Below are 13,334 nucleotides of genomic sequence, written 5' to 3' on the forward strand. Positions count from 1 at the left end.
TACTAAATGTGTTTCAGGCATACGGGTAGACAATATCCGTATGCCTGTTTTGGTATAGGTTAACACTATGTCCGGTCTTTATTAAAAGAAAAATTGTTGATATACTGGTTGTTGTAATTATGACAGGCATTTTCACTATATTTTATTAGTTTTGAACAGAGAGGAGAGTTTATGACTATACAACTGAATAAAACACTCATAGCGGCTGCCATCATGGCCAGTATCAGCAGCGGACTGCTGTCGCCCGCCCAAGCAGCGGAGCGCCCTGCAGAAAGCTATACCTGGATGCACAGGGAGTCGTCATCATCGACGGTGACAGTGGAAGAGACCCATGAAAAAAGCAGTCGCACGATCACCCATTCCGATGTAAGTATACATACGCCATCTGCTTCGGGCACAGGGGCTGTCCTTTTTCCCTATATAGCGAAAAATAAACTGCCTGCTCCTGTGCAGTCTTTACGGGAAAACATACGCAATGAATACAGCCTCAATTATGAACAGGGCGTTCTGGCCCGCTATAAAGAAAATGGAAAATGGGGCCTGTTAGGAACGGATGGTACGGTTTTACTGCCAGCGTCGTATAAGAAGTTATCTTATGCCGGGCAGGGCGTTTTTTTATCGGTAAAAGGGAATAAAACAGCTTATATTGATAAGACGGGGACTGCCGTGACCTTGCCAGTATCAGAAAACGAAAGCGGTGGGCCCGTATTTTTTCAGGAAAAAGGCCGGTATGGTATCCGTGACGCCAATGGTATCGTGGTGTCTGAGCCGGTATATAAGGAAATTCTGACACCTTTTAGCGAAGGCATTGCCTTTGTACGGGATGAAAATGGCCGTAAGATTGCCATTGACCGCTCCGGTAAGGAACTATTTGCCGTGCCCTATGACAAGATATTCCCGTATCATGACGGACTAGCGGAATACCAGCGTAAAATCAACCATTTTAACTGGGGACTCCTGGCAGGAGCGCTCGTCGGCTCAGCCGTAAACCGTGGTTATTATGGTGGCGAAATAGAACCGCTGACCTATGACGGCGTGAAACGGGGATATATTGACCGGACCGGCCGGATAGTTATCGACAGCCGGTTAGATGAAGTTTATCCTATGACAGCCTGGGGAACATTTGTCAAAGATAAGGGACTATTGGCCTTTGTCGGCAGAGATGGAAAGTATATCATTGAACCAGGCCGGTACGAAGTAGGGCCAGGAATGATGGATGACTGGAATGGCATGGTGTCATTAAAAGATAAAGAATCAGGTGGACTAGGCGTATTCAGCCTGTCTGATGGACGACAAATCCTTCCTTTCCAATACGAAAAGGTTGATTTTTTAGGGGCTGACCGTATGTTTCTGAAGCGGGGGAATCAGTGTTTCCTGGTAAACCAGGAAACAGGTCAGGTAGTTCACTACTGGCAGGAAACGGTGAAAATCGTGCCGTATCTGGCGGAGCCCTATGCCTGGTGTCAGATAGGTAAGAAGTACGAAATTATTGATGCGGAAGGGAAGACGGTATATACGGCTCCTGAAGGGGGAATAAAGGTCGTTTCGTCCTTCCGCCATGGTGTCAGTGCCGTCAAGTCAGGTGATGTCTGGGGCATCCTGAACAGTAAAGGAGAATGGCTGATCCGGCCGCAGTATAAAGAAATAGAAATTTTATAAGGTCATATATAAATAGCAGGGGCTGCCTTTTTAAGACAGCCCCTGCTGATTGTCAGGATGAAAATTATTTATCAGTGTCTTTTTTCGTTTCATAATGACGGGGAAAGATAGCCGTTACCGTCGTTCCTTTATGGAGCTCACTGGTCAATTCCAGACGGGCATTGTTTCCCTTGGCAATGTATTTGGCGATAGAAAGGCCCAGACCGGAACCTCCCGTTTCTTTGGTACGAGAGGAATCAACCCGGTAGAATCGTTCAAAGACCCGTTCCAGATCTTTTTTGGGAATTCCGATACCCGTATCCTGGACTTTAAAACATACCTGCTTTTCATCGGCTTCGCAGGATAAATAGATATAGCCGCCGGACGGTGTATATTTTATGGCGTTGTCGATAAAGATACGGAGCATCTGCTTGACACTGCCCGGTTCGGCGTAGATGGAAGCCTTATCGTTGCGGCCGAGGAGAATTTCCCGCTCTTCGGCAATGAGCAGAACGCCGTTATACACTTCTTCCAGTAATTCCGATGCGTCGATGACCATGAAATGTGCTTCCAGGGTACCTGTCGTCGAACGGGCAAAAAACAGGAGCCGCTCGATGAGCTGGCGCATATATTCCGTTTCAGCCTGGATAGCCTGAATGCTTTCATCGAGGACTTTCGGGTCTTCTTTTCCCCAGCGGTCCAGGAGATTGATATAGCCGCTGATGACGGTAAGGGGAGTGCGAAGCTCATGTGATGCATTGCTGATGAATTGCTGCTGCTGCTTGTATCCGTATTCAATGCGGTCCAGCGCCTGGTTGATAGATTGGGCCAGGTTATGGATTTCGATGCCGTTTTCCGCTTCTTTCGGAATGACGATACGCTGGCTCAGTTTGTGGACTTCAATACTTTTCAACGTTTCATTGATCAGCTTCAGGGGAGCCAGGGACTTGCGCATGAGATACATACCGGAAAAGATGGTCAGAATCAGACTGACAAGCACGGAAGCGACGAGCTGCTTGGATAATAAGGATATAAAAGCATTTTCCTTGTCGGGCACGCGGGAAAAGCGGAGATAGTACAGTTTATTGTCGGCACTGTACCATTTTTTATAATAGGCATAGGAACTCGTTTCGTTTCCCTGAATGGATTCGGGAAGGGGTATTTCGTTATTGCTCCGGACTGTATCATCAATGTACCGGTCACTCAGATTTTTGATGGTATGAGCCGGTCCGTTATCCAGAATCAACCGGCCGGCAGCATCATATACCTGGAGATTGACAAACGGCTGAAGGTTGGACCGGGTAAAGACTGAAGAGTCAATCTGTCCGCTCTTATCGAGATATTCCATAGCCGACTGGGCGCTGGAGTATAAATCCCGTTCAATGGAACGCCCCATGATAAAATGCACACTCGTGACGGTGATGACCGACACGATGAGCAGGATGATGAAGACGATAAACGAATAGAGGAGTACCATTTTTGCAAAAAGCGGCAGTGTAAATAGCGGCAGCCGGTGTATTTTTTCTTTAATCTTTTGCCACATAACCTACCCCACGTACGGTATGAATATATTTTTTGCTGTCTGTCTGCCCTATTTTACCGCGGATATACCGGATATATACATCGACGACGTTGGTGTCACCGGCATAGTCATACCCCCAGACTTCTTCCAGTATTTTTTCCCGCGTCAGGACGATGTTTTTGTTGCGCAGGAGATACGTGAGCAGTTCAAATTCCTTTTTCGTCAATAGTAGTTTGCGGCCGGCAACTTCCACCTCATGGCGATCCAGATACAGAGTCATATCCTGGAGATGGAGGAAGTTTTCTGACGATTTGTCTGTGTTTCGGTCGCGGAGCAGGACGCGGATGCGGGCTAGTAGTTCTTTACTGTTGAAAGGCTTGGTCAGATAATCATTACCACCCATGTCGAGGCCGGCGACTTTGGTTTCCACATCGTCTTTGGCTGACAGGAACATGATGGGGACATTGGAGATTTCCCGCGTACGCTGACACAGTGTCAGACCGTCTACATCGGGCAGCATGATATCTAGCAGGATGAGGTCGAAATGGTTCTGGCCGATGCGTTCCATGGCCTTGGTGCCATTATATTCGATATCACACTCATATCCTTCATGCTCCAGCTCCATCTGGATGAAGCGGGCGATTTGTTTTTCATCTTCAACGATTAATATATGAGATCTTCCGCTCATTCTATCAGCTCCTTTCAGGCGAACATCTCTGCTTTCTATATTATACATTACATATGCCGCTTTTTGTACTATAATTTGACATTAACTCATATATAGAATGTTTACAATTAGAATAGGAAATAAAAAAAGTAAAATTTAATCTAATTTTAATCTTATTTTCATTTACTTTTAAAAAATACTTGGTATTATATATATGTAGAAAGAATCTACGACTTGTTGAAGATATAAGTTGTTCATATACCCCTCGAACACCCCTATCTTATATCTTTGACCATAAAGTATCGTCTTCCCCCGATGATGCTTTACCAGAAGAGAACCGGCTCCCCTCGCCGGTTCTTTTTCTACATATGAGCGAAATAAGCAGAAAAAATTTTTAAATGCCTGCCAGGCTTAATCTGTCCGAAATGGCAGGAAACTGCACTGTTACGGTCTTGATTGACATTTTAAATCATTCGTGTAATAATGGACGAGATGAAGGGAGTTACTCCCTGCTCATAATTTTCTGGAGGTGAAAAACATGCATGTAATTTCTGATGAATGCGTAAAATGCGGTTCCTGCGCAGGCGCTTGCCCGACCGGTGCTATCGAAGAAGGCGAAACGAAGTACGTTGTTACTGACGCTTGCATCGACTGCGGTTCTTGCGAATCCGTATGTCCGACCGGTGCTATCTCCGCTGAATAAGCCGATAGCTCGTTTAAAAGACCGCCGCGCCCATGTGCGGCGGTCTTTTTCTGTACGGGGGAGGAGCGAAGCCGGAAAGCCGCTTCTTGCTAGCGGGACATTTCTATGATAGGATAATGTCGGTCAGATTTTATATATTGCCTGCAGTTTTGCGGCAGGAGGGTGTTTGTGTACGTTTTTGCTATTGCACTGCTGGTAACCCTGTTAGATCAGGGCAGCAAAGTATGGATCCGCCAGTGCATGGAACTTCACGAATCGATTCCGGTTCTGCCGGGATTTTTTCATATTACGTATATATTGAATAAAGGGGCAGCTTTTGGCATTTTAGAAAATCAGCGCTGGGTTTTTCTCGCTATTGCCCTGTTGTTATTTGTGCTGTATGGCCTGTTCCGGAAAAAACTGCCTCAAAACGGCTGGGTGTATACAGGCGCCGGCCTGCTGTTGGGCGGTGCCCTGGGAAATGCCCTGGACCGGTTTTTACGGGGGGCAGTCACTGATTTCTTTGATTTCCGTATCTGGCCTGTCTTTAATGTGGCAGATATAGGTATCGTTGCCGGAGTGGCTGTGTTATTGTGGTATTGCTGGACTCATCATTCAGATTGACGGAGGAACTCATGGAAACACGGTTGTTGGAAGCATCGGCTGCTGATGCGGGTAAGCGGTTTGATGCCTATTTGTCGAAAGAACTTTCTCTTTCCCGCAGCTTTTCCCGCCAGCTTATTGAAGACGGAGACGGGACCGTCAATGGTCGGCCGGTCAAACCGAATTACCGCCTCTGTCCCGGTGACGCCATAGCAGTGCGGCTAGTCGTTCAGGAAGAACTGAAAGCAGAGCCGCAGGATATTCCCCTCGATATTCTTTACGAAGATTCCCATATCATCGTCGTCAATAAAGCCCGGGGCATGGTTGTGCATCCGGCAGCGGGCAATCCGGATGGGACGCTGGTCAATGCGCTCCTGTTCCATTGCAAAGGGGAATTATCCGGTATTAACGGCGTCATCCGGCCGGGTATCGTACACCGGCTGGATAAGGACACGTCTGGTGTCATGGTAGCGGCCAAGACGGATGAAGCACATCGTGGACTGGCAGAGCAAATCAAAGCTCATACGGCACACCGGACATACTGGGCACTCGTTCATGGCAATATCGTAGAAGAACGGGGGACTATCGATGCGCCTATCGGGCGTCATCCCAAAGACCGGATTAAGATGGCCGTAATCGTTAAAGGCGGCCGGGAAGCGGTGACCCATTTCCGGGTATTGAAACGGTTTGGAGATTATACATGGGTAGAATGCAAATTGGAAACGGGGCGGACTCATCAGATCCGTGTCCACATGGCATATATCCATCATCCCGTAGTCAATGACCCGTTGTATGGATTTAAAAAAGACCATTTTCCCATTGAAGGGCAGGCACTGCATTCTCATTGTCTGGATCTGGTTCATCCGGTTACGGGAGAGACTATGCATTTTGAAGCACCGGCACCGGCTGATTTTATGGCCTGCCTGCAGCAGGCGGAACGTCGTTAAAGTGAGGGAATATCCATGTGGAAGGTAAAGACGATTTTAATGGACGAAAAGGCTATGAGCCGGGCCATCCGCCGCATAGCTCATGAAATCATTGAACGCAATAAGGGCCTGGATAATATGCTCCTCGTCGGAATCCATACGCGGGGCGTTCCGCTGGCCAAGCGGCTGGCGGTGGAACTGGCTGCTATTGAAGGAATTCCCGTTCCCGTCTATGATCTTGATATTTCCGCGTACCGGGATGATCACCGCAAGAACAGTATCAATACGGTCAGCAGCGGACAGAACCGGTTCGATGCCGATGGCAGGACGATTGTCCTCGTCGATGATGTCCTGTTTACAGGTCGGACCGTGCGTTCGGCCCTTAACGCCATCATGGAACTGGGGCGGCCCCGTTTTATCGAACTGGCGGTCCTGGTGGACCGGGGACACAGGGAACTTCCTATCCGGGCTGATTATGTAGGGAAAAATGTTCCTACGTCGCGTCATGAAGATATTTCGGTGCAGTTATCAGAGGTCGATGGCTGCAATCAGGTGGTATTGCGGGAAGAAGTGCGCAGCTGAGTCTGCGCCTTTTTTGACGACATGTCCTTGACCTGAAGTGAACTCCATGGCGTATGATAAAGGCCATAACGGAGGGGCGATGCCTCTGTCGTCAGAAGGAGGAATGACTCATGATACGCAGTATACTAAAAGGGATAGCCGGCCTGGCAGCTGTCCTTATCGTACTCGCCACTGCAGCCGGTGCCTATGCGGGCAATCTGGCATATAATGAATTCCGTGAAGCCCCCTGGGACCAGATTCTGGGAATACGGAATAATTCACGGCATGTAGCGCCCATACGCGTCCTGGAGAAAGAACGGCAATGGGAAGCTGTCCGTGTCAATGCCCCGGATGGGACCATTTTACGGGGAACCTACATTGCCAGCACCAGTCATTCTCATAAAACGGTTATCCTTCTCCATGGCCTGTATCAGAACCGTTCCATGTGTCTTGGGTATGTTCCCATATATCAGAACCTGGGATATAATGTCCTGCTCATTGACCAGCGGGGCCATGGAGAAAGTGAAGGAGCCCATACCGATTGGGGGTTGTCCGAACCGGAGGATATGGAAATGTGGATGCAGTGGCTCCGCAGAAAAGATCCTCAGGCTGTCATCGGCCTGCACGGCATTTCCCTGGGGGCGGCTATGGCGTTGTTGTATGCCGGCAGTGACCGTCAGCAGCAGGTGGCTTTTGTCATTGCCGACAGTTCCTATGGAAATATCATTTCTATGGGCAGAGAAAAGCTGATGGACTGGACAGGAGATAAAAACCTCGTACTCGGTTATGATCTGCTCGACCCTTTTTTCCAGGCAGCGATGCTCGTTCATACACATAAGCTCGTCTCTTCCATCGAACCGGCCCATGCCGTGCACTTTATAAAAGTACCGGTCCTGTTCCTTCATGGCAGTGCCGATACGCTGGTACCGGTCAAAACGGCGCAGAGCCTGTACGACCAGTGTGGCAGCGGACATAAATATCTTCATGTGTTCCGTGATTCGCCCCATGCGGCCGCTATTGAAACAGACCGCCGGGAATATGTGCGGACCGTGACAGATTTTTTGGAAGAAAATGTGTGACTGACTGGCAGAAAAGACGTGGCCAGTGTCCTATGAACAGTATGGTATATATTTTCTTTTTGTCTTGACGGTCGGCGGGGGCTCTGGTATCATAGAGTCAGATTTTTGCATACTACATATGGTATGCAAATTACCAACGAATGACAATATATCGGATCTTTGCGGCGTTCTATGGAGGAATCGTTATGGATGAAAAAGAATGGCTTGGCGCGGACAATCAGCTTGGCCTCGACATCTGGAAAAATAAGTACTGTAATAATGGGGAAAATTTTGATCACTGGCTGGATCGCGTCAGTGGGCATGATGCGGAAGTGGCAGAATTGCTGCAGCAGCAGAAATTCCTGTTCGGCGGGCGCATCCTGGCCAACAGGGGGTTGGAATACGAAGGGAAAAAAATCACCCTGTCCAACTGTTATGTCATGATGCCGCCAGAGGACAATATTGAAAGCATTTTTGACCGGGCAGGCAAACTGGCCCGGACTTACAGCTATGGCGGCGGCTGTGGCATCGATATTTCCAGTCTCAGTCCGAAAGGCGCGCGCATCAATAACGCAGCGAAGGAAACGAGCGGTTCCATCTCCTTTATGACCCTGTATTCGCTGGTTACGGAACTGATTGGACAGAATGGCCGCCGTGGCGCCCTCATGATTTCGATTGACTGCAGCCATCCCGATGTCATTGATTTCATCAAATTGAAAACCGATTTGAATAAAGTGACCAAAGCCAATATATCCGTCCGTCTAAGCGATGAATTTATGCAGGCCGTAAAAGAACATAAGACGTTCCGCCTTCATTTTACGCGTCAGGAAACGGGGCAGACTATCGAAACGATGGTCCAGGCCGCCGATGTCTTTCACTTGCTGGCAGAAACGAACTGGGACTATGCAGAACCGGGGGCTCTGTTCTGGGACCGCATCCGGAACTGGAACCTGCTGGCCAATACGAAGGAATTTTCTTTTTCCGGTGTCAATCCCTGTGCGGAAGAACCGCTGCCGGCGGGCGGATCCTGTCTCTTGGGCAGTATGAATCTGGCTCAGTTTGTCCAGCACCCGTTTACGCCCGATGCGGCGTTTGACTTTACGGAATTCAAACGGTGTGTCACTATTGCCGTCCGGGCCCTCAATGACGTGCTGGAAGAAGGACTGCCCCTGCATCCCCTTCAGGAACAGCGCGACAGTGTACAGCAGTGGCGCCAGATTGGTCTGGGAATCATGGGCCTGGGCGACATGCTGATTAAGATGGGTCTGACTTATGGCAGTCCCGAAGCCGTGGCATTTTGCCATGAAATAGGCTTTGCCATGGCTGATACGGCTATTGCTGCCTCGGCACAGCTTGCCAGCGAGCGGGGCGCATACGATATGTGTCATGTGGAAGAAATCATGAATACGCCTTATTTCCAGGCCAACACGACAGAAGAAACGGCGGCACTGGTCCGCCAGTACGGACTGCGCAATTCCCAGCTCCTGACTATTGCCCCTACGGGAACGCTTTCGACGATGCTGGGGATTTCTGGTGGCATCGAACCGATTTACGCTAATTATTATGAACGGAAAACGGAATCGCTCCACGGTTCAGATGTGTATTATAAAGTCTATACGCCTATTGTAGAAGCTTATATGAAAGAACATCATCTGACCGATGATGGACAGCTTCCGGATTATTTTGTCACGGCGCTGACTCTTCCCTATCAGGAACGGATTGCCATGCAGGCGGCCTGGCAGGAACATATCGATGCGTCTATCAGTTCTACCGTCAATGTGCCCAACAGCTTTACAGTAGAAGATACAGAACGCCTGTACCTGCTGGCCTATGAAAGCGGCTGTAAAGGCGTGACGATTTTCCGTGATGGCTGTAAACGGGCGGGCATCCTTACGACTCACGTCGATGAAAAAACAGTGCCCGTTGCCGGAGACGGATTAGGACGTGGTGAAATCGTTGCTATCGATGATGATGTCATCGGCAAGAAGCGTAAACTGGTTACGGGCTGCGGCAGTCTCCATTGTATTGCGTTTTTTGATACGGAAACAGGCGCTTTGCTGGAAACGTATCTCAGCAAAGGATCGACAGGCGGTTGCAATAATTTCATGATTGGCCTGTCCCGCATGATTTCTATCAGTGCCCGGGCAGGGATTGATATTTATACTATCATTGACCAGCTCAATTCGACGGGGAACTGCCCGAGCTATTCGGTCCGCCGTTCTACCCGGGGCGATACGAGCAAGGGATCCTGCTGCCCCATGGCAGTAGGCAATGCCCTCCTTGATATGTACAATGAGGTACAGAATGAGCTTCATGCCGGCAATGAAAAGCCGAAGAAGGTAAAACCGGTTAAACCGCGGGCGCGGGACAAGGTACGGGCCGAAAATATTTTCTGCCCCCAGTGCGGTGAACCCCTGGTCTTCGAAGGGGGCTGCAATACGTGCAAAAACTGTGGCTGGAGTAAGTGCTATTGATGATGCTTCCCAATAGCCGGCATCAGACTCTGGGCTGTGAGTTTAAAGAAGAAAACACCAGCCAGGAGACCGGTGGCCGGTGTGATGCATACGTTGGGGAAGTGCATGTTTAGATGAAAAATGTCTTGACAGGCAGGGCGTTTGTGTTTATAATGGACTCAATTTCACAGAGGCGATGATAGAGAAGCAAACTGTACAGGCTTTCAGAGAGCTGCCGGATGGTGTGAGGCAGCAGACTGGCAGGGCGTTCCGCTCTGGAGCTGCAAATGACGAATTTGACGGGTCCGCCCGGTACAGCGGTCAGAGTTGGCCGTATGGCAAGTTGGGTGGCAACGCGGGATTCAGACTCCCGTCCCTTGAGTGGGACGGGAGTTTTTTGTTTTCCAGCCGGCGGCAAATTGGGTGGTACCGCGAGAAAGGAGAAGCTCGTCCCAAAGAGAGAGCTTCTCCTTTTATGTCTTTTTCCATTGCCGTAAGGAGTGATTATTTTGGAACGAGTGTACAATTTTAATGCCGGGCCTTCGGCCATGCCGTTGGATGTATTGAAAGAAGTCCAGGCAGAATTTCTCGATTTTAACCATACGGGTATGAGTATTGTAGAAATCAGTCACCGCAGTGCGGCATATCAGGATATGCAGGATGATACCATAGCTGTCCTGAAACGGCTGATGCATATTCCTGAAGGGTATCATGTCATTTTTATGCAGGGCGGCGGCAGCATGCAGTTTCTCATGCATGGTGCTAACTTCCTGAAGACGCGGGGAGGATATCTGAATACGGGCGTCTGGTCAGATAAAGCGATGAAAGCGGCATCGTATTACGGAGAAGTCTATGAAGTCGCTTCCAGCAAGGAAGACCATTTTTCCTATATTCCCGATGAAAGCACCTTTACGGTAAAAGATGGGACGGACTACGTCTATATGACCAGCAATAACACGATTCACGGCACGGAATGGAAGACCTTTCCTCACGTGGATGTGCCGCTGATCTGCGATATGTCCAGTGATTTTCTCTCACGCCCCGTAGATGTAAGCCAATTCGATTATATCTATGCGGGCGTACAGAAAAATGTCGGCCCGGCAGGCGTGGTCGTCGGCATCATAAAAGATGACATGCTGCAGAAAGCACGGGAAGATCTGCCGGCCATGCTTTCGTATCGCACGTTTGTAGAACACGACTCGACGTATAATACGCCGCCTGTATTTTGTATTTATTTTGTCAACCGTGTGTTGCACTGGATTGAAAATCAGGGTGGACTGCAGGCCATACAGAAACGCAATGAAAAAAAAGCGGCCATTGTCTATGATGCAATCGATCGTAGCCAGGGCTTTTATACAGGGCATGCAACGAAAGATTCGCGCAGTCTTATGAATGTTACGTTCAATCTAGGCAATGCAGATCTGGAAAAAGAATTCGTTGCTGCCGGGGCCAGTCAGAATCTCATAGGTATCAAGGGTCACCGGTCGTTGGGGGGCTGCCGGGCTTCGATTTACAATGCCGTCACGGAAGAAGCCTGCCAGGCACTGGCTGATTTCATGGATGAATTCAGAAAACAACATTAACTATATTGGGGTTATGGTATCAGACCAAGGAGGGTATATACAATGAAAATTCTCGTAAGCGATGACGTATCGGAAAAAGGGGTAGAACTGCTCCGTCGGCATGGGTATGAAGTGGATGTCAAAACGAATCTCGATGAACAGGGACTGATCGACTGCATCGGTGAATACGATGGCATGGTGACACGGTCTATGACGCACGTTACGGCAAAGGTCATTGCCGCCGGCAAGAAACTGAAAGTCATCGGCCGGGCCGGTGTCGGTGTTGACAGTATTGATATCAAGGCGGCAACTGCCCGGGGCATCATCGTCGTCAATGCGCCGACGGCCAATACGATTGCCGCAACGGAACACACCTGTGCCATGATTATGGCGATTACCCGTCATATTCCGCAGGCACATAATTCGCTTATGGCTGGCGAATGGGACCGGGAACGGTTTACGGGTATCCAGCTTCAGAATAAGACCATCGGCATCATCGGCGTCGGCCGTATCGGCTCGCGTATTGCCAAGCGGATGCAGGCCATGGAAATGCACACCATCGGATATGACCCGTATATTCCGGACGAACGGTTTGAACAGCTCGGCGTGGAACCGGTCGATCTTGATACGCTGCTCAAACGTTCCGATTATATTACGATGCATACTCCGCTGACGAAAGAGACACGGGGCATGATCGGCGCAGAAGAAATCGCCAAGATGAAAGACGGCGTGCGGGTCATCAATGTGTCTCGTGGGGCCGTGCTGGATATCAATGCCCTGGCCGATGCCATCAAGAGCGGTCATGTAGCCGGCGCTGCTATCGATGTATTTCCGACGGAACCGCTTACAGAAGATATCAATCCCTTCAAGGGATTGGACAACGTGGTCATCACGCCGCATCTTGGTGCTTCGACAGTAGAAGCGCAGATCGGTGTTTCTGTAGACGTGGCGGAAGGGGTCATTGCCGCTCTCAATGGAGAACCGGTACCGACGGCAGTCAATATGGCGCCACTGCCTAAAAATGTATATCTCACCATCCAGCCGTATTTCGACCTTATGGAACGCATGGGCATTATCGGCGTCTATCTGTCCGAAGGGCCTATGAAAGAAATCCGGGTGGAATATTCGGGCGAACTGGCCAAGACGGAAACAGGCCTTTTGACGACAGCGGTTCTCAAAGGAGCATTGAACCCGATTCTGCAGGAATCGGTCAATTTTGTCAATGCTCCTGATGTAGCACGGACGCGTCATATTTCGGTCAAAGAAATTAAGACACAGGACAAGGGATATTTTACAGATTCCGTCACCGTTACTATCAAGACGAATAAGGGGGAACATTCACTGGTGGGGACGTTATTCAATCATCAGGAAGCGAAAATCGTGCAGATTGATGAATATCGCCTGGATTTCACGCCCGAAGGATACCTGCTCCTGGCGCCTCACATCGATCAGCCGAATATGATCGGGCAGATTTCTACTATTCTGGGACAGGCTCATATTAATATTACGGGGATGCAGCTGGCCAAGATGACCAAAGAAGGAACGAATATTATGGCTATTGCCGTGCAGGATGATATCCCTAATGATATTATGCTGAAATTGCGCGGCATTGAAGGAATTCTGGACATGAAACTCATTCATGTCGATACCCACTAAGGAGGG

The 13,334-nt window shown here is 49.3% G+C and carries 11 protein-coding genes; 9 read left to right on the forward strand and 2 right to left on the reverse strand.

Annotation, left to right across the window (positions count from 1 at the left end; genetic code table 11):
- Nucleotides 1–171: 171 nt before the first annotated feature.
- Nucleotides 172–1,659, forward strand: a complete 1,488-nt coding sequence (locus B4H10_RS09425) for a WG repeat-containing protein (RefSeq protein ID WP_292018723.1) — start codon at nt 172–174, stop codon at nt 1,657–1,659.
- Between the two features lie 64 nt (nt 1,660–1,723).
- On the opposite strand, the gene B4H10_RS09430 is transcribed toward B4H10_RS09425, so the two are convergent.
- The gene (locus tag B4H10_RS09430) at nt 1,724–3,181 is read right to left on the reverse strand and encodes a sensor histidine kinase (protein ID WP_292018724.1); all 1,458 of its coding nucleotides are present in this window, start codon (nt 3,179–3,181) and stop codon (nt 1,724–1,726) included.
- A complete protein-coding gene (locus tag B4H10_RS09435) occupies nt 3,165–3,848 on the reverse strand; it encodes a response regulator transcription factor (RefSeq protein WP_059075521.1) in 684 nt (227 codons plus the stop codon). Before B4H10_RS09435 ends, B4H10_RS09430 begins: the two co-directional genes overlap by 17 nt.
- Nucleotides 3,849–4,365: 517 nt before the next feature.
- Here B4H10_RS09435 and B4H10_RS09440 point away from each other — a divergent pair.
- From B4H10_RS09440 to serA, 8 genes are all read left to right on the forward strand, one after another.
- A complete protein-coding gene (locus B4H10_RS09440; protein ID WP_059075522.1) occupies nt 4,366–4,530 on the forward strand; it encodes a DUF362 domain-containing protein in 165 nt (54 codons plus the stop codon).
- A gap of 168 nt (nt 4,531–4,698) precedes the next feature.
- Nucleotides 4,699–5,133: a signal peptidase II gene (gene lspA / locus B4H10_RS09445; RefSeq protein ID WP_292018725.1), complete on the forward strand. Its 435-nt coding sequence runs from the start codon at nt 4,699–4,701 to the stop codon at nt 5,131–5,133.
- A gap of 11 nt (nt 5,134–5,144) precedes the next feature.
- Nucleotides 5,145–6,059 (forward strand): RluA family pseudouridine synthase, encoded by a 915-nt coding sequence (locus B4H10_RS09450; protein ID WP_059075524.1) that lies wholly within the window; start codon nt 5,145–5,147, stop codon nt 6,057–6,059.
- 15 nt (nt 6,060–6,074) lie between these two features.
- The gene (pyrR, locus tag B4H10_RS09455; RefSeq protein WP_059075525.1) at nt 6,075–6,620 is read left to right on the forward strand and encodes a bifunctional pyr operon transcriptional regulator/uracil phosphoribosyltransferase PyrR; all 546 of its coding nucleotides are present in this window, start codon (nt 6,075–6,077) and stop codon (nt 6,618–6,620) included.
- 110 nt (nt 6,621–6,730) lie between these two features.
- Nucleotides 6,731–7,678, forward strand: coding sequence for an alpha/beta hydrolase (locus B4H10_RS09460; protein WP_075581473.1), 948 nt, complete (start codon nt 6,731–6,733; stop codon nt 7,676–7,678).
- Between the two features lie 185 nt (nt 7,679–7,863).
- A complete protein-coding gene (locus tag B4H10_RS09465; protein ID WP_059075527.1) occupies nt 7,864–10,131 on the forward strand; it encodes an adenosylcobalamin-dependent ribonucleoside-diphosphate reductase in 2,268 nt (755 codons plus the stop codon).
- 488 nt (nt 10,132–10,619) lie between these two features.
- The gene (serC, locus tag B4H10_RS09470; protein ID WP_292018726.1) at nt 10,620–11,693 is read left to right on the forward strand and encodes a 3-phosphoserine/phosphohydroxythreonine transaminase; all 1,074 of its coding nucleotides are present in this window, start codon (nt 10,620–10,622) and stop codon (nt 11,691–11,693) included.
- A gap of 42 nt (nt 11,694–11,735) precedes the next feature.
- Nucleotides 11,736–13,328 carry a phosphoglycerate dehydrogenase gene (gene serA, locus B4H10_RS09475; RefSeq protein WP_292018727.1) on the forward strand — a complete coding sequence of 531 codons (1,593 nt, stop codon included), beginning with the start codon at nt 11,736–11,738 and terminating at the stop codon, nt 13,326–13,328.
- The last annotated feature ends 6 nt before the right edge of the window (nt 13,329–13,334 follow it).

Origin of the sequence: Megasphaera sp. UBA4382, from assembly GCF_002391155.1 — a bacterium.
GTDB classification, from domain to species: Bacteria; Bacillota; Negativicutes; order Veillonellales; family Megasphaeraceae; genus Megasphaera; species Megasphaera hexanoica.